This is a genomic window from Niveispirillum sp., from assembly GCF_017996735.1.
Lineage (GTDB): Bacteria > Pseudomonadota > Alphaproteobacteria > Azospirillales > Azospirillaceae > Niveispirillum.
Genome location: NZ_JAGOGJ010000051.1, coordinates 1 through 22,245 on the forward strand (window position 1 = coordinate 1; position 22,245 = coordinate 22,245).

The 22,245-nt window shown below is 63.0% G+C and carries 16 protein-coding genes; 10 read left to right on the forward strand and 6 right to left on the reverse strand.

What is annotated here, in order from left to right; translation table 11 throughout:
• The 4 genes from KBA48_RS16610 to bchF form a co-directional block, all read right to left on the reverse strand.
• The coding region (locus KBA48_RS16610) for a magnesium chelatase subunit H (protein ID WP_292908340.1) at positions 1 to 3,748 on the reverse strand (3,748 nt) is incomplete at its 3' end.
• Positions 3,720 to 5,273 (reverse strand): ferredoxin:protochlorophyllide reductase (ATP-dependent) subunit B, encoded by a 1,554-nt coding sequence (bchB, locus tag KBA48_RS16615; protein ID WP_292908342.1) that lies wholly within the window; start codon positions 5,271 to 5,273, stop codon positions 3,720 to 3,722. The genes bchB and KBA48_RS16610, both read right to left, overlap by 29 nt.
• Positions 5,270 to 6,586 (reverse strand): ferredoxin:protochlorophyllide reductase (ATP-dependent) subunit N, encoded by a 1,317-nt coding sequence (locus tag KBA48_RS16620; RefSeq protein ID WP_292908344.1) that lies wholly within the window; start codon positions 6,584 to 6,586, stop codon positions 5,270 to 5,272. Before KBA48_RS16620 ends, bchB begins: the two co-directional genes overlap by 4 nt.
• Positions 6,586 to 7,125, reverse strand: coding sequence for a 2-vinyl bacteriochlorophyllide hydratase (gene bchF / locus KBA48_RS16625; RefSeq protein ID WP_292908346.1), 540 nt, complete (start codon positions 7,123 to 7,125; stop codon positions 6,586 to 6,588). The genes KBA48_RS16620 and bchF overlap by 1 nt, the downstream gene beginning before the upstream one ends.
• A 393-nt stretch (positions 7,126 to 7,518) precedes the next feature.
• Here bchF and KBA48_RS16630 point away from each other — a divergent pair, with 393 nt between their 5' ends.
• From KBA48_RS16630 to KBA48_RS16650, 5 genes are all read left to right on the forward strand, one after another.
• A complete protein-coding gene (locus KBA48_RS16630; protein WP_292908348.1) occupies positions 7,519 to 8,301 on the forward strand; it encodes a cobalamin-binding protein in 783 nt (260 codons plus the stop codon).
• Complete coding sequence (ppsR, locus tag KBA48_RS16635) at positions 8,298 to 9,734, forward strand: transcriptional regulator PpsR (RefSeq protein WP_292908350.1); 1,437 nt, start codon at positions 8,298 to 8,300, stop codon at positions 9,732 to 9,734. Before KBA48_RS16630 ends, ppsR begins: the two co-directional genes overlap by 4 nt.
• A gap of 138 nt (positions 9,735 to 9,872) precedes the next feature.
• A complete protein-coding gene (gene chlG / locus KBA48_RS16640; RefSeq protein ID WP_292908352.1) occupies positions 9,873 to 10,793 on the forward strand; it encodes a chlorophyll synthase ChlG in 921 nt (306 codons plus the stop codon).
• Between the two features lie 10 nt (positions 10,794 to 10,803).
• Complete coding sequence (locus tag KBA48_RS16645) at positions 10,804 to 12,189, forward strand: BCD family MFS transporter (protein WP_292908354.1); 1,386 nt, start codon at positions 10,804 to 10,806, stop codon at positions 12,187 to 12,189.
• 3 nt (positions 12,190 to 12,192) lie between these two features.
• A complete protein-coding gene (locus KBA48_RS16650; protein ID WP_292908356.1) occupies positions 12,193 to 13,458 on the forward strand; it encodes a geranylgeranyl diphosphate reductase in 1,266 nt (421 codons plus the stop codon).
• Between the two features lie 250 nt (positions 13,459 to 13,708).
• Here KBA48_RS16650 and KBA48_RS16655 read toward each other — a convergent pair whose 3' ends face one another.
• Positions 13,709 to 14,155 carry a TspO/MBR family protein gene (locus KBA48_RS16655; RefSeq protein WP_292908358.1) on the reverse strand — a complete coding sequence of 149 codons (447 nt, stop codon included), beginning with the start codon at positions 14,153 to 14,155 and terminating at the stop codon, positions 13,709 to 13,711.
• A gap of 158 nt (positions 14,156 to 14,313) precedes the next feature.
• Between KBA48_RS16655 and KBA48_RS16660 the strand changes: the two genes are divergently transcribed.
• The 3 genes from KBA48_RS16660 to KBA48_RS16670 all read left to right on the forward strand — a co-directional run bounded on the left by KBA48_RS16660 (position 14,314) and on the right by KBA48_RS16670 (position 17,851).
• Entirely contained in the window at positions 14,314 to 14,703 is a 390-nt protein-coding gene (locus KBA48_RS16660; RefSeq protein WP_292908360.1) for a cytochrome c family protein, read from the forward strand.
• A gap of 192 nt (positions 14,704 to 14,895) precedes the next feature.
• Entirely contained in the window at positions 14,896 to 16,803 is a 1,908-nt protein-coding gene (locus KBA48_RS16665) for a 1-deoxy-D-xylulose-5-phosphate synthase (RefSeq protein WP_292908362.1), read from the forward strand.
• A 244-nt stretch (positions 16,804 to 17,047) separates the two neighbouring features.
• Positions 17,048 to 17,851, forward strand: a complete 804-nt coding sequence (locus KBA48_RS16670; protein WP_292908364.1) for a B12-binding domain-containing protein — start codon at positions 17,048 to 17,050, stop codon at positions 17,849 to 17,851.
• A gap of 33 nt (positions 17,852 to 17,884) precedes the next feature.
• Here KBA48_RS16670 and KBA48_RS16675 read toward each other — a convergent pair whose 3' ends face one another.
• Positions 17,885 to 18,436 (reverse strand): hypothetical protein, encoded by a 552-nt coding sequence (locus KBA48_RS16675; RefSeq protein WP_292908366.1) that lies wholly within the window; start codon positions 18,434 to 18,436, stop codon positions 17,885 to 17,887.
• 420 nt (positions 18,437 to 18,856) lie between these two features.
• Here KBA48_RS16675 and KBA48_RS16680 point away from each other — a divergent pair, with 420 nt between their 5' ends.
• Together KBA48_RS16680 and KBA48_RS16685 are read left to right on the forward strand one after the other, a co-directional pair.
• On the forward strand, positions 18,857 to 20,200 hold the full coding sequence (locus KBA48_RS16680) for an MFS transporter (RefSeq protein WP_292908368.1): 1,344 nt from the start codon (positions 18,857 to 18,859) through the stop codon (positions 20,198 to 20,200).
• A 49-nt stretch (positions 20,201 to 20,249) separates the two neighbouring features.
• Positions 20,250 to 22,229, forward strand: a complete 1,980-nt coding sequence (locus tag KBA48_RS16685) for a serine hydrolase (RefSeq protein ID WP_292908370.1) — start codon at positions 20,250 to 20,252, stop codon at positions 22,227 to 22,229.
• Positions 22,230 to 22,245: the final 16 nt, after the last annotated feature.

Genomic DNA, 22,245 nt, shown 5'->3' on the forward strand with positions numbered 1-22,245 from the left:
CTTCCAGACGGTCTTCCAGTTCCTCACCTGCCCGGCGAAGGGCATTGAGGGTCTCTGCGTCCGGCTGCCAGTAATTGCGTTCATGCGCCTCCATCAACCGGGCCGCGACGCGGGCCGTGGAGGCGGGGTTCAGGCTCGACAGACGCTGGCGCATCTGGGGGTCGAGCACGAAGGTTTCGGTCATCTGTTCATAGACCCAGGGGTCCACGCCGCCGGCGGTCGCCGACCAGCCCAGCGTATTGGTCACCTGCGCCTCGATATGGCGCACCCCCTCGTACCCGTGCTTCAGCATGCCCTCGAACCATTTCGGGTTCAGGGTGCGGGTGCGGGTTTCCAGCGCCACCTGTTCGCCCAGCGTGCGGACCTTGCCTTCGCCCTGCGTCTGGTCGGAGATGAAGACCGGCAGGGCGGCATCGCCCTTGGCGCGAGCGACCGCCTTGGTCAGGCCGCCCAGCGTATCGAAGTAATGTTCGATGGTGGTCACGCCGACCTCAACAGAGTCGAGGTTCTGATAGGCCATGTCCACTTCGCTGAGGATGGAGTCCAGCACGGCGACCTGGTTGCTGGTCTTGCCCTTGCGGTTGATCGCGAAGCTTTTGCGCTGGGTGTAGGTTTCGGCAATCTCTTCATCATCCGTCCAGGAAGAGGAGCCGATCAGCATGTTCACATTGGCGCCATAGGCCCCTTCGGCGTTGGAGAACACGCGATAAGCCGCCGCCTCCAGCACGCCTCCATGGGCCGCGCAATAGGCCAGCGCGTGCTTGCGGATATAATTCATTTCCACCGGCTCATCCGCCGTGGCGGCCAGATAACTGGCCTCCGCCAGCATGCTGGCCTGGATCGGCAGCAGGTCGCGGAAGATGCCCGACAGGGTCATGACGGCATCAATGCGGGGCCGTTTCAGCTCCGCCAACGGGATCAGTTCGGCCCCGCAGACCCGGTTATAGGCATCCAGGCGGGTACGCGCACCCATCAGGGCCAGGGCCTGCGCCATGGGCGCGCCGCCGTTCTTCAGATTGTCGGTCCCCCACAGTACGATGGCGACCGTTTCCGGCAGGCGTCCGTCAATCTGACGATAACGCTCCAGCACCTTGGCCGCCTGCCGTTCCCCATCCTGCATCGCATAGGCGCTGGGGATACCGAACGGGTCGAAGCCATGGATGTTGCGGCCCGTGGGCAGCAGATCGGGCGTGCGCAGCAGGTCACCCGACGGCGACGGCATGATGAACCGCCCATCCAGGGCGCGGACCAAACCGTCCAGTTCCTCATTATGCAGCAGGCCGGCGTTCATGGCCGACAGCCGCGCCACAGTGGCGCGCTTGCCCTCATCCGCGCCGCGCAGGGCCATGTCGATGGCCCGACGGTCCTGATCCACGATGGCGGTGGTAAGGGCCGTATCGGTGCGCAGGAAGGCCGCATCCTCCATGCCGACCACAACGTGATCCAGCAGTTCCAGTCGTTCCGCGCGACCCATACCCTGGCCCGCGACATGCAGACCGTGCGGGATCAGCGCGTATTCCAGCTCCATCATCTGCTGCATCAGATATTGCACCACCTGCGCTTCATCGGCATTGGGCGGGGCGGGGCTGAGGTCCAACTGTTCGGCCTGGACACGGATCAAGGCCATCATGCGGCTGCGTTCCGCCACCGCGTCGGGTTCAGTTGCGCGATACCGGTCCAGGCTGGCCTTCAACTCGCTCAAGCCCTTATACAGTCCGGCCTGGGTGATGGGCGGGGTCAGGTAGGAGACGAGCGTGGCTGCCGACCGCCGCTTGGCGATGGAGCCTTCGGACGGGTTGTTGGCGGCATAGAGATAGATATTGGGCAGAGCGCCCAGGATACGGTCCGGCCAGCAGGTGGCCGACAGGCCCGTCTGCTTGCCGGGCATGAATTCCAGCGCGCCATGCGTGCCGAAATGCAGCACAGCATCGGCGCGGAACGTTTCCCGCAGATAGGTGTAATAGGCGGCAAAAGCGTGGTTGGGGGCAAACCCGCCCTCGAACAGCAGCCGCATCGGGTCGCCCTCATACCCGAAGGAAGGCTGCAGCCCGACCAGCAGATTGCCGAACTGCCGGCCCAGCACAAAGATGCCGCGCCCGTTGCTGAGGATACGGCCCGGTGCCGGGCCCCATTGCGCCTCGATATCAGCCAGATGGCGTTCGCGGCGCACATGATCGTCCGCCGTCACCACGGCATGGACATTGGCCTCCGTCCCGTGGAAGAGCGCATTGCCCTCCAGCAGCAGGGTGCGCAGCGTGTCGACGCTGTCGGGAACCGTGACGTCATAGCCCTCCGCGGCCAGCCGCTGCATGGTGGCATGCAGGCTTTCGAACACGGCCAGGAAGGCGGCGGTGCCGATGCTGCCGCTGTTGGGCGGATAGTTGAACAGTGTGACGGCGATGCGCCGTTCCCGCCGCTGCTTGCGGCGCAGATCGACCATGGCGGCCAGCCGGTTGGCCAGCAGTTCCACCCGCTCCTCATCCGGCTGCATACAGGCGCGGGTGGCAGGGCACTCGCCAAATTGCCGGGAGCAGGTGCAGGCCTTGGCCTTAGTCCCGCCTTCAGAGCGCCCGCCGAAAACCATGGAGCCGGTCGCGCCATCGAGTTCCGGGATCGCCACCATCAGGGTGGTTTCGATGGGGGTCAGGCCCTGGCCCGATTTCAGCCAGCCTTCCTTGGACTGAAACTCCGTCACGAAGGCCGACAGATAGGGTACGTCCAGCTTGCCCAGCATGCGCGCGGCGGCGGCGCTGTCGCTATAGGCGGGGCCGCCCACCAGGGAAAAACCGGTCAGCGAACAGAGCGCATCAATGGCCGTACCGCCGTCGGTCGGGTCCATATAGCGCTCAATCGCGCCGCGCATGTCCAGCCCGGAACAGAAGGCCGGCACCACGCGGTATCCTCGCCCCTCCAGCGCCGCGATCACCCGGTCGTAATGGGCGGTGTCGCCCGACAGGATATAGGTGCGCATCAGCAGCAGACCGATGGTGCCCTTGTGGGCCGCCGGCTTTGGCAGGGCGGACAATTGCGTGGTGACGCGCGGCTTCAGACGTGGGTGATACAGGCCGACATCGGGATACTCGACAGGGTCGCCGACAGTCACCTTTGTCTGCAGGCCCTTGCGATCACCCTTGGCATATTTGGCGACCAGCAACCGCACCATGTTGGCCACATTCTCTTCCGAAGCGGCGATGCGATATTGCAGGGTCAGGAAGTAATTGCGCACATCCTGGGCCGTGCCGGGGATGAAGCGCAGAAGCTGCGGCAGACGGCGCAGCATGGCCAATTGCCGCTCTCCCGCCGTCTTGCCGCTATCCTTGCCGCCACGGGAGCTGGACCCGCGCAGCTTCTTCAGCAGGGCCAGGGGGCCTTTTTGCTCACCGCTCATCCGGAAGCGGCCCATGGTGGTGAACTTCATGATCATGCCGGCCGACATGCAGCAGACCATGGCGTCACAGTCGCTGTGCCGGGTCTCCAGCACATCGGCGATGGCCTTCACATGTTCTTCCACGAAGATCATGGAAACGATGATGATGTCGCCCGCCAGGATATCTGCCCGGCAGGCGGCCAGCCTACCGGCATTCTCCGCCCAGTCGGTGGCGGCATGGACGGTCAGGGTCAGTCCCGGCAAGTCCCGCGTCAGCGCCAGCCGGGCGGCATCCACCGCCGCGACAATGTGGTTGTCCAGCGTGACCAGCACCACCCGAACCGGGGTGCTGTCAGCGGGCGAAATGGGCTTTCGCGTCATACAGCGTCTCCACGGTGATCGGATGTATCCCCTTGCCCTGGGCAAAGAGTTCGGTATTGCGCCGGGCCTTGCCCCGGACAAAGAACGGAACCTTCTGCAGTTCCCTCTCAGCCTCCAGCGTCCAGGTGGCGATCACCCCGACAGGGGAGGCAACAGCAATGGCGGCGGCCACCGGTGCCGGGTCCGCCGCCGGCTTGACGGCGGGCGCCTGCGGATGCAGGTGGGAGGCAGCGGCCCCATCATTGAATTCGAAATCGTCGCGGAACATCTGCAACAGATGTTCCTCCAGCCCCATCATCAGCGGATGGACCCAACTGTCGAAGATGACATTTGCCCCTTCGAACCCCATCTGCGGGGAATAGCGGGCCGGGAAATCCTGCACATGCGTCGGCGCGGAGATAACGGCGCAGGGCACCCGCAGCCGCTTGGCGATGTGCCGTTCCATCTGGGTGCCCAGCACCAGTTCGGGCCGGGCGGCGACGATAGCGGCTTCCACCTCCAGATGATCATCGCTGATCAGCGCCTCCACCCCGTACCGGGCTGCAGCGTCGCGCACATCGCGGGCGAATTCGCGCATATAGGTGCCAAGGCCGCAGACGCGGAAGCCCAATTCTTCCGACGCGATGCGGGCGGCGGCGATGGCATGGGTGGCATCGCCGAAGATGAAAACCCGCTTGTTGGTCAGATAGTTGCTGTCGATTGACCGGCTGTACCAGGTCAGGCGGTCACGGCGAGGGCTCTCCCGCTTCGGCAGGCCAGCCAGGGCCCGCACCTCGGCCAGAAACTGCTCTGTGGCGCCCACGCCGATGGGAACGGTGGAGGTGAACGGCATCCCATGCGCGGTTTTCAGCCAGCGCGCCGTAACATCGGCGATTTCCGGATAGAGCACGATGTTGAAAGCCGCCTGGGGCAGGCGGGCCAGATCGGCCGGTGTGGCGCCCAGCGGGGCCACGACGCGCACATCCAACCCTTCGTCGGTCAGCAGCTTGACGATCTCCGTCACATCGTCGCGGCAACGGAAACCCAGCGAGGTGGGGCCCAGGATGTTGCAACTGTTGGCCGGAATGTTTTCCGGGCGCGGCGCACGGCCGACGAAGGCGCGGACCATACGATAGAAGGTCTCCGCAGCCCCCCAATTCTCCTTCTTCTGATAAGAAGGCAGTTCCAGCGGCACCACCGGGATCGGCACATCCAGCGTGCGGGCCAACCCGCCGGGATCATCCTGCAGCAGTTCCGCCGTACAGGACGCACCAACCAGCAACGCATCGGGCGCGAAGCGTGCCACGGCGTCACGGCAGGCCGTCTTGAACACATCCGCCGTGGAACCAGCAAGATCGCGGGCCTGGAAGGTGGTGTAGGTGACGGGCGGGCGCGATTGCCGGCGTTCGATCATGGTGAACAGCAGGTCGGCATAGGTGTCGCCCTGCGGCGCGTGCAGAACATAGTGAACGCCCTGCATCGAGGCGGCGATGCGCATGGCGCCCACATGCGGCGGGCCTTCATAGGTCCACATGGAAAGCTTCATTGCGCCGCCCCCCGACGCTCGGCACCGCCGCTCAGCATGGCGTTGCGCATCAAGGGACGGGCAAACAGTTCGGCCAGATCGCCAGCCTGTTCAAAACCCTGAATAGGGGTGAAGCTGAATTCGATGGACCATTTGCTGACCCGCCCCTCTGCCTCGAACGGGTTGGCAAGGCCAAGGCCGCAGACGATCAGATCGGGATTGGCATCGCGGCAGCGTTCGATCTGCAGGTCCACATCCTGACCTTCAGAGATGATCACGCCCGCCGGCAACAGGGCCAGTTCCCCCGCCACATGCTCGCGATGCAGATAGGGGCTGCCAACCTCCAGCAATTCCGACCCCATTTCGCGGGACAGGAAGCGGGCCAGCGACGGTTCCATCTGGGAGTCGGGGAAGAAAAAGACGCTGCGTCCTTCCAGCCAGGGCCGGTAATGGGCCATGGCCTCCGCCGCGCGACGGCGCGGCTGTGCCACCACCGCATCGAACCGCACCATATCCACCCCGAAGGCGGTGCAGATGGCACGCAGCCAGGCCGACGTCCCTTCCGCGCCCAGCGGGAAAATGGCGTCGATGCGCCGTGCCCCGCGCGCTTCCAGCGCGGCGGCCGTGGCCCCCAGATAGGGTTGGGCCAGGATGAAGCGCGTATCCGGCCCCATAACCAGACCCTTGATGGCATCACGGCCGGGCAGGAACACCACGCCGTTCAGGCCCAATTCGGCAAACAGGCGGGCGAACTGATCCTCCACCACATCGGCCAGACAGCCGACCACCACCAGCTTGGCGGGGGTGCCACCGGACGGCGCCGCCACCTTGTCGGCGATCAGGGCGGCCAGGAAATTATCCTCCCCCTGGGTGAAGGTGGTTTCGATCCCGCTGCCGGAATAGGCGATGACACGATGACGTGGCGCGTGGACGGCGTTCAGCCGGGTGGCCGCCCGCGTCAGGTCGAATTTGATCACTTCTGACGGGCAGGAACCGACCAGCACCAGCATGCGGATGTCGGGCCGCCGTTCCAGCAGGCGGGCAACGACATTATCCAGCTCATCATGCATGTCGGCCATCCCGGCCAGATCCCGCTCTTCCATGATGGCGGTGGCAAAACGCGGCTCGGAAAAGATCATCACGCCCGCCGCTGATTGCAGCAGATGCGCGCAGGTGCGAGAGCCGACCACCAGAAAGAACGCGTCCTGCACCTTGCGATGCAGCCAGATGATGGAGGTAAGGCCGCAGAAGACCTCATGCTGACCGCGCTGCCGGATGGGCTGGGCGACGGCGGTCGGCTCGTTGCAGGTGGAAGCAAGCTGGGGCAGGCTCATCACACCCTCCCCGCCGCCGACAGGCCGGCAGCCATGCCACCCGTGGCCGCACCCGCCCGCCGTGCCGCGTCCAGCCGGGCCAGACGCAGCTTCCAGACAAACTGTCCGGCATTGACGATGTAGGTGGCGTAGGCAGCCAGGGCCAGCAGCATCAGGCCAGTGGAGCCCAAGGCTCCTGTCCACAGCGCCAGCAGATAGGCGCTGTGCAGGGCCAGGACCAGCATGGAGAAGACATCTTCCCAGAAGAAGGGTCGGGCGAAGAGATAGACGCCAAACACTTCCTTTTCCCAGATGGAACCGGTGATCATGATGGCGTAGAGCGTCAGCGTTTTGATCACCACCGACATCTGGGCCATGGCCAACCCGTCACCGGTGGACAGGTAGCGGATGATCAGCGCCAGACTGACCAGAAAGACCAGAAACTGGACCGGGGCCAGAATGCCCTGGACCAGGGTCCATCCGCTGGCGTCACGCCGCCGCCGTTCCTCGTCGGTGTAAAGCGCCGGGCCGGGATGCGGTTGATGGATCTTACCGATCACGCTCTCTCCTTCTCCCCGTCCGCCTGTCGCGGGGTCATCGAGATGAGGAAGAGTATCCCCGCCACGGCAAAAGTGTCAATCTAGGTTGACGTAAATATTTATTTACATCTCCCGGCAAGCCCTCCATTCTCTGATGGCTCGCTCGTGTGCCGGCCGCAATCACTACGTCCGCACCTTGCGTCGCGCAGGCTCTGGGTCGATAGGGGGGCGTTCTCGCGCGAGCAGATGGGCAGGATATTTACAGACACCAACAGCCACTATTGTGACCGTGCAGTCCTGAGGCCCGATGGGCCGGCGGGTGGGGTAAAGCTTGCCCGCCAGGGCCAAGGAGAGTACCTAGCATCAAGCGAACGGGAAGAACTCAGCCGCATCATCCAGAGGACCGTGGCGCCAATGACGGCCGAAAAGCTGGCAATGCGGTATGAAATGGGTTTGGAGCATGACCGTCGCTACGACACTGCTCTCGCCACCTTCTGCGCCCAGGTCACGCGGCCGGGGATACGCGCCCCAGCCCTGCGCGAGTTCATGCGGCGTGAGATACCACCCGATCAGCCTGATATTGTCACAGTGCTTTTCATTGAGGCGGCCGCACGCCTTCTCGGCCAGAAATGGGTCGATGATGATTGCGATTTCATTGATGTCACCATCGGCACCGCACGTCTTCAGGAAATCATTCGACTGCTTTCTTTCGAATTCAGAAGTCGGCGATCACATGCGTGGACACCTTTTATAGTCATAACGACACCGATGGGTGAGCAGCACACACTGGCCCAACATATCCTCGGGCTTCTGTTCGATACAATGGGTTGGACCAGTCAGGTCCTGGAGGGAAAGGAACCACGGGGCGCGGAAATGCGTTCTGCATTTAAACGCGCGGACATGATCTGTATTGGCTGGAGCAACCATCGCCTAAAGAAGGAATTCGAAGATATCGTTACCACCGTTAGGTCTTTGACACCGGGTTCACGAACCCCGATTGTCGTGGGCGGGGTCGCCGCCCTGGACTCCATTGATTTTCTTGTGAGTTTGGGGATTGACTGCGTATGTGACAGTGTTTATTCCGCTGCGAGGATATTAGAGAAGTTTCATGAACTGGAAGCGATCGGCCAACAGGCACAAGCATCTGGCCAGAAGATCATGGCCAATGCCGACAGACCTGATTGGCTGATACGATGAAGCCCCCTAACGGTAAGAACGCGATGCATGGTGCCGAAAGTGCAGTCAGCCTGCTGAAGTCGCTGGATGCCGGTTCAATTGTGGCTTTGGTCGGCCTCGGCGCCGATATCGTCTTGTTGATTGATCAAGATCAGAAGATTGCCCGTATCCACTATACCGATCCGGACATGGGCCGTTATGGCCTGGACAAGGCCGTCGGCCAGCGTCTGCAGGATCTGGTGACGATCGAGTCCGTGCCAAAGGTCGATGCCATGCTTGCGGGGCGTGACAGCGCCCGCCAGGCCAGGGGATATCAGGTCAACCATAGTTGCGAGGGCAAGCCGGACCTGCCGGTACTCTACTCGACCTTTTCCGCTGAGGGTTTTGCCTACACGCTGGCCGTTGGGCGCGAGTTGCGGCAGCAGATGCTGGATCAGCAGAGGCTGGTCGAAACCCAGATGGAACTGGAAGCCGACTATCGCGAGCTTCAGGAAGCCGAAGCCCGCTATCGCACCGCCTTCCGCGTATCCAGCATTGCGCATGTCATGCTCGACGGGGAGCGCAAGACCGTTCTGGACGCCAATGCCGCCGCACTCGGCCTGATCGGCGGCGGGGCCACCGGAATTGTCGGCAAGCCGTTCCGTGACCTTTTCCGCAAGCAGGACAGAGAGGCGCTGGGAGACGCGATTGGTGAGGCACGGCACAGCGCCAGCCCCGTCCGGCTGGACACGCTGAAGACGGTGAAGGGCGACCCTGTCTCCCTCAGCCTGCGCTCCTACCGCGAAAACGGCGTCACGAACCTGATCGTTTCCGCCTGGCAGAACGGGGACGCCCAGGAAGCCGGTTCCATGCAGGTGGAAAGACGCAACGAACGCCCCGTCGATCTCGCCGATGTCCCCGAGCCGGCGGTGCAGACGAACGATCAGGGGCAGATTGTCGGCGCCAATACCTTGTTCCTCGACCTGACACAGGCACCATCCATCCCTCAGGTGGTCGGACGCAGCCTGGGAACATGGTTCACCAAAACCTCGCTTGATCTGCACGTGTTTTATTCCCGGCTGGCGGAAGAACAGGCGGTACGGGGCTTTACGACGACCTTGACGGACAATCTCGGCGGCGATCGCCCCGTGCTGATGTCCGCCCGGCGCAATCCCGAAACCGGCCTTACCCAGGTGATCTTCGTCGCGCAGCCGATCAGTATTGAACGGCGGGCGATTCCGGCCCCCGGCTCCCCCGATCAGGCCGACGGGTTCGCCAATCTGGTCGGTCGCGTGCCGTTGAAGGATCTCGTCCGCGAGTCGCTGGAAGTGATCGAGAAAATCTGTATCGAGGCAGCGCTGGACCAGACCAACAACAACCGCGCCTCTGCGGCGGAGATGTTGGGCCTTTCCCGCCAGAGTCTGTACATCAAGCTGCGTCGGCACGGTCTGGAAGACTACCGTCCTTCGAATTAATCTTCCTTCTCCCTCCACCGCCGATCCATTGGCTGTGTGCAGGCACGCAGCGACGAGACGTGCCGTCCGCGTGACTGTCAACCGGACAAGTGTCAATTCAGATTGACACTCCCCTTGGGGCGGGCATAGCATCCCTTCATGGAGATCACCCACACAGAGCGACGACAACGTGAATGGCCGGGCCCGTCGGCGGTGCTCGCGCTGTTGAAACCCATTACGTGGTTTCCCCCGATGTGGGCCTATGCCTGCGGGGTGGTGTCGTCGGGCCAATCGTTGAGTACGGCCGCGCTGGCGGCGGTGCTGGGCATAATCCTGGCCGGTCCCTTGCTCTGCGGCACCAGTCAGGCCGTCAATGACTGGTTCGACCGGCATGTCGATGCGATAAACGAACCGAACCGGGTCATTCCCTCCGGTCGGATGCCGGGTCGATGGGGTCTGTACATCGCCTTGCTGATGTCCATGCTGTCGGCCGCCGTCGCGGCGCTGCTGGGACCACTTGTCTTCATGGCGGCCTTGGTGGGACTGGCGCTGGCCTGGGCGTACAGTGCGCCCCCCTTCCGCTTCAAGCAGAATGGCTGGGTCGGTAACGGCGCCGTGGGCTTAAGCTATGAAACACTGCCCTGGATCACAGCGGCAACGGCGATGACGGGGATGGTCCCCCATACAAATCTCCTGTTGGCGGCCGTTCTTTATGGCATCGGCGCGCATGGAATCCTGACCCTGAACGACTTCAAGTCGATCCGGGGCGACCGGGAAATGAAGATTTCCACGCTGCCGGTTCTGCACGGTGCCATGGCGGCGGCGCGGATCGCCTGCTTGGTCATGGCGCTGCCGCAACTGGCCATGTCCGGCCTTCTGGTCGCCTGGTCCCTGCCCTACCACGCCGCCGCCATTGCGGTTCTGCTGGCCGTCCAACTGGCCTGCATGCGCCGTTTCCTGCGTGATCCGATCGGTCTGGCGGTCTGGTATTCCTCGGTCGGCGTCGGTCTTTATGTCACCGGCATGATGGTTGCTGCCTTTGGCCTGCGCAATGCGGCGCTCACCAACTCTCTTGGTTGAGGACAAGGTCATGAACATCGGCGCCCAGGCTGTTTCCCACCATGAAGGTTCCCGGAAAACAGCCCCGGGCGGTGGGTTGGGCTGGTTCGACATCCTGCGTCTGGGGCTTGTCCAGGCCGCATTGGGCGCGATCGTGGTGCTGACCAATTCCACTTTGAACCGCGTGATGATCGTTGAACTGGGGCTGGCCGCCGTCATTCCGGGCTTGCTGGTGGGGCTGCATTATGGCGTGCAGATTTCGCGGCCGCTGTGGGGGCACCGGTCCGATACGGGCGGGTCGCGGACCATCTGGATTCTGATCGGGCTGGCGTTGCTGGCATTCGCGGGCACACTTGCCTCCGCCACGACGCTGTTATTTACGCACAGTCCCATGCTGGGCCTAGCCGTGGCGTTTATCGCCTATGTGCTGATCGGGATTGGGATCGGGGCCAGCGGCACCTCGCTGCTGGCGCTGCTCGCCACCCGAACGGCACCGGAACGCCGGGCCACGGCCGCCACGATCACCTGGATGATGATGATCATGGGCATCATCGTGACATCGATCGTCACCGGCATCGCGCTGGAGCCGTATTCCCATATGCGCCTCGTCGAGGTCACGGCCGCAACCGGTGCTGTTGCGTTCTGTCTCGCCTGGCTGTCGGTACTGGGTATTGAACGCAGGCCCGTTGTGACAGCGGTTCTGGCGGCCGCGGCGCCACCGGCTCGGTTCAGTGACAGCCTTCGGGAGGTTTGGCAGGATGGTGAGGCACGCCTGTTCACCTTGTTCATCGCAATGTCGATGCTGGCCTATTCCACCCAGGATCTGATCCTGGAACCTTTCGCGGGCATGCTGTTTGGCATGACGCCGGGGCAGTCCACGCAGCTTTCCGGCTTGCAGCATGCCGGTGTTTTCACTGGCATGGCCGTCGTGGGCCTTGGCGGCTTTTTCTTCAGTCGCCGGGTGCCCGGCCTGCCCAGACTTTTCATCATCACGGGGTGCATCGGCTCCGCGATGGCGTTGGCCCTTCTTTGTCTGGCCGCAACTCTCGCCCCCCATTGGCCACTTCCCCCCCATATCTTCATTCTGGGCTTTGCAAACGGGATGTTCGCCGTTGCCGCGATCGGCACCATGATGCAATTGGCCACGCGGGGCAGGACGGGGAATGCCGGCATGCGCATGGGCGTCTGGGGGGCCGCACAGGCGATATCCTTCGGGCTTGGCGGCCTTCTGGGCAGTGTTGCGCTGGATATGGGCCGCGCGGCCATGGGCGATGATGGCAGCGCCTTTGGCATGGTTTTCGTCCTGGAGGCCCTGCTCTTCCTGGCCTCCACGGTTGTGGCCCTACGGATCGGGCGACCGCAGGCCCCACGGGCCGTATCCCGTTCCGGATCGCCCTCCATTCAGGCGGCGGAGTAAAGCATGGCAACCTCCCAGACCCAAGCCAACCCGGCGGATCGCGCCACCGCGCTGCCGGACATTTACGACGTGGCCGTCATTGGCGGCGGCCCCAGCGGCACGATGGCGGCCGAAAGTCTCGTGAAGTTGGGGCGCACCGTGTTGCTGGTTGATCCCGGCAACCGCATCAAGCCCTGTGGCGGCGCCATCCCGTCGCGAACCCTGCGGGATTTTGCCATACCGGAGGAAATGCTGGTGGCCCGCGCCACTGCCGCCCGGATCATCGCCCCGTCCGGACGACGGGTGGAAATGCGGATCGGTGACATCGGTTATGTCGGGATGGTGGACCGGGCCAGCTTCGATCCCTATCTGCGCAGCCGGGCGGAACAGGCAGGTGCCCGCCTGTTCAAGGGCAAACTGGTCACGATGGAAGAGCGTGCCGACCACACATTGCAACTGTCCCTCGCCCCGGCAGATACCGACCCCGCTTCGCCGCCGGTGATCATGTATGCCCGGATGGTCATTGGTGCGGATGGGGCCAATTCCACGGTGCGCCGCCTGATGTTTCCGGCCAACAAACGCCCCCCCTATGTCTTCGCCTATCACGAGATCATCGAAAGCCCGGCAGCGGGTGAGGTCCAGGCATTCACGCCCGACTGCTGTGACGTCATCTATGATGGCCGCGTTTCGCCGGACTTTTATGGATGGGTCTTTCCCCATGGCAACCACACCTCTGTCGGTTGCGGGTCAGGCGCAAAGGGGCATGATCTGCGCGGTGCAACGGAAAGGCTGCGGCACTCGGCCGGCCTCGCCGCCTGCCGGGTCATCCGTCGCGAAGGCGCGCCACTGCCCTTAAAACCCATGCGGCGATGGGACAATGGGCGGAATGTCCTGCTGACCGGGGACGCGGCCGGCACGGTTGCCCCGGCCTCTGGCGAGGGTATCCATTATGCGATGCTCTGCGGCCGGCTTTGCGCCGATGCCGTCGATTCCTTCTTGAAAACAAACAAGCCCTCTGACCTGAAGCAGGCGCGGCGGCGGTTCATGCGCGCCCATGGCCGCGTGTTCTTCATTCTGGGCATCATGCAGGCTGTCTGGTACCGCAATGACCGGTTCCGGGAAAAATTCGTGGCCATGTGTGCCGACCCGGATGTTCAGCGCCTGACCTGGGAATCCTATCTGAACAAGGCGCTGGTGCGGCGCGACCCGCTGGCGCATATCCGCGTCTTTTTCAAGGATCTCAAAGCCTTGCTCGGCATCCAGGCGGGTAGACATGACACTGTTGCTTGACGGGCTCCAGAATGGCTGGATCTGCTTGTTCGCTATTCTTGTGCTGTGGGTCGAGACGGCGGCACTGTCTCTACGATCCAGCGAACCCGGTCGGCGCTTTGGCAGCTTGTGCGCCAACGCCTGTTCCGGGACCTGCCTGCTCGCGGCCCTGGGGCTGGCCCTTCGCGGAGAGAACCCTATCTGGATATTGATCCTGCTGGCGGCGTCACTTGTGGCACATGCCCTCGACATCGTGACACGGGGCCCGCGCTCAGGAACGGCTGTTCAGCCGCAGGACTGAGTAATTGAGGAACGCGGCAATTGTCACCCACGCCAGATAAGGGAGGAAAAGAAGGGCTGCAATTTCTGAGACGGGCCAGGAGGTGAGGATGAAGCCCAGGATCGATACCCAGAGCGCGATCACATCCGCCAATGCCAGGCGCATCCGGCGTAATCCGAAAAACATCCATGACCACATGGCATTGACGATGATCTGAACGCCCCAGAATGCCATTGGCAGGGACCAGCCCGAGAGGGTCCAAACCCGCCAGCCGGCATAGGCGATGGCTGCGTAAAGCAGCGTCCAAACGACGGGAAAGGCCCAGTTTGGCGGCGTCCAGGTGGGTTTTCTGAGGCTGTCATACCATTCGCCAGGCTTAAAAATCGCCCCGCTGGACGCCGCGATCACGACGATACCGATGAACATAAGAGCCGCCACGAAATCCTCCTACCACCTGATGGGCAGTTGAAACAGTAAACGAATGGACGCATTGCGCAATGATCTCTCCGATCAACGCGCCGTCACAGGGTCAGATCCAACTGACTGCTTCCGCTCTATCGATTGGAAAACACACAACTTCTCCATAGGAGGTAAGCATGTCTAGAATCCTGACGCTCGCCTGCTTCATTGCCCTTACCATCTTGCCTGCGACAGCCCATGCCGAGGACGGCGATGCGGCAGCAGGCAAACTGGTGTTCAACAAGTGCATGGCCTGCCACAATGCCGACAATGACAAGCCCAAGGTCGGGCCGTCCCTGATGGGGTTATTCGGGCGCCAGCCGGGGACAGTCGCAGGCTACACATACTCCAAATCAATGGTTGATTTTGGTGTTGGCAAAACCTGGGACGAGACGCTGCTGAAGGCCTATCTCCCCAATCCCAAAACCCTGGTCGCCGGCACCAAAATGGCCTTTCCCGGTTTGAAGACGGATAAGGAGATCATCGACGTGATCGCCTATCTCAAACAATTCAGCCCCCGCAAGTGAGGACGGTTTTGGTGCCGCCGGGTCAACCAGTCGGCACCAAAATCTTTAAAAGTGTAAATAGAAGTTTACACTCCAGCCGGTTTCCGTGACTATCAATCTTGACGCGCCCTACCGGAAAGGCGGAGGGCATCCATACAGAAAGACGGCAGGGATCACCTGCGGTGCGCATGCTCATGCGCAGGAGGATACGCAATGGGCCAGTTATCCCCATCTTCACAGACACCTTTGCTGGATGGCATCCGCGACGCCGCGAATCTTCGCACCTTGTCGGATGACGATCTGGTGACCCTTGCAAAAGAGCTTCGGTCGGAAACGCTCTCCATCGTCTCTGAAACCGGCGGCCACCTGGGATCAAGCCTCGGGGTGGTTGAACTGACCGTCGCCTTGCACGCCGTGTTCGACACGCCGCATGACAAGCTGATCTGGGATGTCGGGCATCAATGCTATCCCCACAAGGTGCTGACAGGCCGGCGCGACGCCATGCGCAAGTTGCGTAAACAGGGCGGGCCTTCCGGTTTCACAAGACGGGCCGAAAGCGCGCATGATCCGTTTGGCGCCGCCCATTCCTCCACCTCCATTTCCGCCGGATTGGGTTTTGCCGTGGCGCGGGAACTGGGCGCGGATGTCGGCGATGTCATATGCGTCATTGGTGACGGCGCATTGTCCGCCGGCATGGCGTTCGAGGCCATCAACAATGCAGGTGCGCTGGGCCATCGCCTTTTTGTGATCCTCAACGACAATGCCATGTCGATCTCGCCTCCAACAGGCGCCCTGTCCACCCATTTGGATCACCTTGCCCAGCCATCCCGCACAGCGACGGGCAACGCTGCGGCAACCGGCGTGACCAGTCTTTTTGAACAGATGGGCTTTTCATACCATGGTCCGGTGGACGGCCATGACCTGAAGGGGTTGCTGCACACGCTGCGCCGTTTGAAACGCGAGGCGGACGGCCCGGTCCTGCTGCATGCACTGACCCGGAAAGGGGCCGGGTATGTCCATGCCGAAACGGCAGAGGACAAATTTCACGGCGTTTCCCCTTTCGATATCGCCACGGGCGCCCAGGCAAAATCTCCCAGCAGAGCGCCCAGCTTCACCAAGGTTTTTGCCAACGCGCTGATCGCGGAGGCCCATCATGACAGCCGCATCATCGGCATCACGGCCGCCATGGCGGCAGGGACCGGCATCGATCTGTTCGCCCGTTCCTTTCCGGAACGGGCTTTTGATGTCGGCATCGCTGAACAACATGCGGTGACCTTCGCCGCCGGCCTTGCCGCCAGCGGGCTGCGCCCCTTCTGCGCGATCTACTCCACTTTCCTGCAGCGGGCCTATGACCAGATCGTTCACGATGTGGCCCTGCAAAGACTGCCCGTACGTTTCGCCATCGACAGGGCCGGCCTGGTCGGGGCCGATGGCCCCACCCATGCCGGTTCGTTCGATATCGGTTATCTGGCAAATCTTCCCGGTTTCACCGTGATGGCGGCCAGCGACGAGGCAGAGCTCGTCCATATGGTTGCAACCGCGGCGGCCCATGATTCGGGGCCGATCGCATTCCGATACCCGCGCGGGGAGGGTTCGGGTGTCCCGCTGCCGGCACGGGGAAAGGTTCTGCCGATCGGTCGGGGACGCGTGGTGGAAAATGGATCAACCGTCGCGCTTCTGTCCTTTGGCGCACGGTTGGGTCAATGCCTGGCGGCACGTCAGGCCCTGGCAGCCCACGGCATCTCCGTAACGGTGGCGGACGCGCGTTTCGCCAAGCCCCTTGATACGGCCCTCATCGACGATCTTGTATCGCGTCACCGCCTGCTCGTCACAATAGAGGAGGGGGCGACAGGGGGATTTGGGGCGCTCGTCCTGCATCACCTCGCGGCGCGCGGAATGCTTGATGGACGATGCGGATTGCGGACGATGACGCTGCCCGACAATTTCATGGCGCATGCATCGCCCGAAGAAATGTACAGGACGGCCAACCTGAATGCCGAGCATATTCAACGGCTGGTCATCGATGCCCTTGACCTTTTTGAAAGAGCGCGCGGATCCCCCCTGCCCTTTTCCGGCGGCGAGGCGCAAGGCTCCGATGCTCGCGGCATCGCAGCCGAGTAACCGCCACAACCGGGTCAATGACAGGCATCAATCCGGCGATGAAAAAAATTGCAGAATCGTCGGGATGGGGTAATCTCGCGCCATGAGGAAGCCATACTTCCCAGGCCAATCACCGAGGGGGGGGGACATGGCCAATAAAGACAACAAAGGGCCAGGCGGGTTGCCAAACTCCGCAAGGCAGTCAAGATCGCGACAGACAAAATCGGTAGCAGGGGAACCCCACCTGGGGACCAATGACCATCGCATGCTTGAACGCGCGATCAGGGGTTCCGTGTCGAGCATCGTCGGCGCAAGCCATTCAGATGCCGTTTCCCACCACCATGGCCTGAATTCGGGTGGTGGCGAGGATCTGATGCTCTATCCCGAGAACCATCCCCTTGCCCGCCAGATGCCGGGGGTGGATCAGGCGATCGCCTATCGCACCAGTTTGTTGAATTGTCTGATCGCCCCGGACCCACGCAAGCACCGCAGCATCATCGAAGAACTGGTGCGCGCCTCTATTCCCGTCAGAACGCTTGCCGTTCACCTGTTCGCGCCTGTCGCCACGCAGCTTGGCAATCAGTGGTGTACGGACGAAGCCGACTTCATGCAGATCGCCGTCGCCTCAACGCGACTGAGCATGATCGTCAATCATGTGTCCCACGCCGGGGCGGTATCGACGGTCAATCTGAACACCCAACGGCGTATCCTGCTCGCCCGTACCCATGGTGCCCAGCACACCCTCGGCGTCTCGATCGTCGCTTCCTGTTTTCGTGACATGGGCTGGGTGGTCGATGGTGGCAGCGACCTTGAGGTGGATGAGGATCTGTACACGCGGCTGTCCAGCAAGCCCTATGACCTTCTCGGTATTTCCGTTAGCCGCATCGACGAGGCAAGGACCTGCTCGGAGGTGGTGCGCCGGGTTCATGCCATCCCGAAGAATCGGCAGATAAAAATTGCCGTTGGTGGTCCCGCCGTCATCGCGGCACCGATGGCCTTCCAACGCATTGGTGCCGACTTCGTCACCCGTTCAGCCCTCGACGTCATGCAACTCGCAAGTCACGCATAGTCCGATCGGCCAGGCATACGGCGACGAACGCAATCACGTCCCGCTGCGGGGAACGGAAAGGCTGGCGGTGGCCCCACCCCGGCGGGTGATCGTCGGATTGCTCGCATAATCCCCGGCGTTGGCAGGCGGCGACACCCGGACAGACCGGACGACGCGCCGGACCGCACCGCGATTGCCAGCAGCCCTGGTTCGGTTGAGTTCGGGTGTTGTACACCCTGCGGACTTCAGGATGGCGATCACCTGGGCCATGGACAGGTCCAGGATTTCAGCGGCCTCTCCATTGGAAAAACCTTCCATCATGACCAGAAGCAGCACCTGCCGGGCCCGGGCCTCCGCACGCTGCTCCGCATTGAAAAGATGGGCATAGAGCCGGGTGTATAACTTGAACAGACCGACCTTGGCGCTGGATGCCGCCGGCAGCGCCGACAGGTCCGTCGACAGGATATCCGTCACCGCCGCGACATAGACATCGGCGGATGCCCGATTGTCGGACATCGCCTCGGCATGCCGCCGCAATGACGGCAACTCGGCATCAATGGCATCGCGGCGCAAGCGATCAATGGTCTTGATGAATGAAGCATGCATGATCCTCGCCTCCCTTGGGTCGGTTCCGGGTGGGCCGTGGCCCGTCACCTGCTATCAGGGCGGCAAACCGAGGAAACGGCAAGAAAACTTCCTGACTACTGCCCCCTTAGCGCCAACGGAATATTGCCCGGGGCCGAACACACCTTCGGCCTATCAGCCCATCACCGGCCTAATGCAGAGGGTTAATCCCTCCTTTACCTTTATCGCCCAACAGCAAGCGGTGAACGTTCCCGGCCCGCCCACATGGTCGATATGGAGAGATAGCCCTCACCGACCGGATCGACAGCCCACGCCGCGGACACCTAACAGATGGACGAAACCATCCCCAAGGAGATTATCGACATCCTGATTTGATAAATTGGTATCCAATGTGCTAAATTTTTCTTATAAGAAAAATATTCTTCATTCTGGAGGGCTGCCATGGGTGTCGCCACTGATCTCCCGCCCCATCGGGCCGAAGCGGGGACCAGCCCGCAGGCATGGTACGCCATCGGCGTCTTCGCCCTTGCCGCGATGTTATCCTATACGGACCGCCTGATCCTGAACCTGCTGGTCGGCCCGATCCGGGCGGAAATGGCGATCAGCGATACACAGGTCAGCTTCCTGCAGGGGGCGGCCTTTGCCGTGATCTATTCCATCGCGGGCCTGCCGATGGGTCGCCATGCCGACCGGCACGGACGGCGCAACCTGATCCTGGCCGGCGTCCTGGTCTGGAGTTTCGCGACGCTGCTCTGCGGTCTGGCGCAAAGCTATGGCCAGTTGTTCGCCGCCCGCGTGCTGGTGGGTATCGGGGAAGCGGCCCTGGCGCCCGCCGCCCTGTCGATGATCCCGGACCTGTTCCCCGCTCACCGGCGCGGGACAGCCGTGGGCATCTTCCTGGCCGGCATGGTGATGGGCGGCGGCACGGCCACCCTGACCGGCGGCCTGCTGATCGAGATTTACGCCAGTGGCGCGCTGAGCGGCGTGCCCTTCATGGGTGACCTGCCGCCATGGCGGGCGGTGCTGGTGACCCTGGGTCTGGCCGGTGCGGTGATGGCGGCCCTGGTGCTGCCCATCCGGGAGCCGCAGCGACGGGAAAGCCTGGGTGGCAAGGATGCAACCGGCATAGGGCCGCTGCTGCGCTATATGGGCAACCACCGCGCCACCTTCGTCCTGCTGCTGGGCGGGCTGACCCTGACCCAGCTTGTGGATTACGGCACCAATAGCTGGACACCGTCGCTGCTGATGCGTGTCTATGGCTATAGCGCTGCGGAAACCGGTGCGGCGCTGGGCGGCATCCTGATCGGGGTCGCCGGTCTCGGCACCGTGTCGGGTGGCATCCTGGCCGATTTCCTGGAACAGCGCGGGGTGGCCGGTGGCAAGCTGGTCATCGCCACCCTGGCCACGACGCTGGCGGTCCCCTGCCTGCTGTTCCCGGCAAGCGGGTCCATCACCCTGCTGCTGGTGCTGTTCGGGATGTTCGCCTTCCTGCTGGCGGTGGGCGCCAGTACCGGCATCGCCGCCATCCTGGATCTGGTGCCATCCGAACTGCGCGGCATGACCACGGCGATCCAGGCCTTCCTCTTTACCGCCATCGGGCTTGGCATGGGGCCGACGCTGGTGGCGCTGACCACCGACCATGTCTTTGGCGATCCGAATGCCGTGGGCTGGTCCATCCTGCTGACCTGCATGCCGCTGCTGGCGCTGGCCGCCGCAGCGCTCTGGCGGGCCAAGCCGCATTACCGACGCACGCGGGAGGCGCTGGCCGACCGCGCAAATGTTTGAAGAAACGGGGAAAAGCATTCCACCATAAACGACCGCACTGGGAAACGAGATGAAACAGCATAAGCAGATCTGGGGGCCGCTCGCCCTCACCCTGGCTCTGGTCCTGCCCGTGGCGCCCGCCCTGGCCCAGGTGCCGAACCCCACCCCCGTCATCACCAGCCCGGCGGAGGATGCACCCGTCACCAGCCATCCGCTGACGGCAGCCGACGTGGAAACGCTGGTCGACGGTTTCCTGCCCTATGCCCTGAAGCGCGGCGACATTGCCGGTGCGGTGGTCACCGTCGTCAAGGACGGCCAGATCCTGCTGAAGAAAGGCTACGGCGTCGCCGATCGGGAAACGAACGAGCCGGTGGACCCCGACAAGCACCTGTTCCGGCAGGGCTCCATCTCCAAGCTGTTCACCTGGACCGCCGTGATGCAGCAGGTGGAGGCAGGGCGCCTGGACCTGGATACTGACGTCAACCAGTATCTGGACTTCAAAATTCCGGCAACCTTTGCCGAACCGATCACCATCCGCCATCTCATGACCCATACGGCCGGGTTCGAGGAGAAGGTCAGGGACCTGATCGCGTTTGGCGGTCCCCCCGCCGACCTGGGCACATTGCTGGCCAGCCATATCCCGGCGCGCATCTTCAAGCCCGGGACAACCGTCGCCTATTCCAACTATGCCACGGCGCTGGCGGGCTACATCGTGCAGCGATTGAGCGGGGAACCCTTCGCCGACTATATCGATCGCCACATTCTGGCGCCGGCCGGCATGACCCGTTCCAGCATGGCGCAGCCGCTGCCGGCCACACTGGTGCCGCTGATGGCCAAGGGTTACGAATCCTCCCGCGACCCGGCCAAGCCGTTCGAGATCATCAAGCCTGCACCGGCGGGGTCCTTGTCGGCCACCGGTGCGGATATGGGCCGCTTCATGATCGCCATGCTGAAGGGCGGCGAGGGGCCGAACGGCCGCATCCTGAAGCCGGAGACCCTGGCCCAGATGCAAAAGCCGCATTACCGGCCATTGCCGGGTCAGAAACTGGCCATGGGCCTGGGCTTTTATGAACAGAACCGCAACGGCTATCGCATCATGGGCCATGGCGGTGACACGACCCTGTTCCATAGCGATCTGGCGCTGTGGCTGGACGAGGGAGTGGGTCTGCACATCGCCATGAACAGTTCCGGCGATGGTGCATCCACCGGGCCGATGCGCGACGAATTGATCGCCCTTTTCGCCGATCGGTACTTCCCCGCCCGCGAGCGCGCGCCCGCGCCGCCGGCCGAAACAGTGAAGCGCGCCGTGCCGGTGGGAGGGACCTTCCAATCCTCCCGCCGGGTGGACAGCACCATGCTCAGCCTGACCTATCTGTTCAGCCAGGGCGATCTGGTCACCAACGAGGATGGCACCGCCTCCTTCGCGCTGTTCCAGGATTTTGCGGGCAAGCCCAAGCGCTGGCGTGAGATTGCCCCCGATCGCTGGCAGGAGGTGGGCAGCGACAGCCTGATGCATACGAAGACCGATGCGTCCGGTCGCGTCACCACCATCACCACCGACGATTACCCCGCCATCTTCGTGTTCGAACGCGTGCCGGCATCAACGAACATCGGGTGGGTCCTGCCGGCCCTGGGCATCACGCTGGTCGTGGCCCTGTTCACCGCCCTGTGGTGGCCGGTGGCGGCGCTGGTGCGCCGCCATTACGGCCGCCCGCATCCCCTGTCCGGCCGCCCGTTGCTGGCGGACCGGCTGGTGCGCGCGGCCAGCCTGATGGCAGTTGTGTCGCTGGGCGGCATGACCGCCGTGATGACGATGGCTATCACGCCGCTGATGGAGGGCTCCATCGACTGGCTGCTGCGGCTGTTGCAGTTCTCGGCACTGCTGGCCGCACTGGGTCTGCTGCCGGCCGCCTGGCAGGCCTGGCGCCTGTGGCGGGAGCCGGCCGGCTGGTGGGCACGCATCCGGTCGCTGCTGATGGCGGCGATTTTCCTGATGGTGCTCTGGTTTATCGCAACCTTCCATCTGGTTAGCGTCAGCCTGAACTACTGATATTGCCGACCACCCG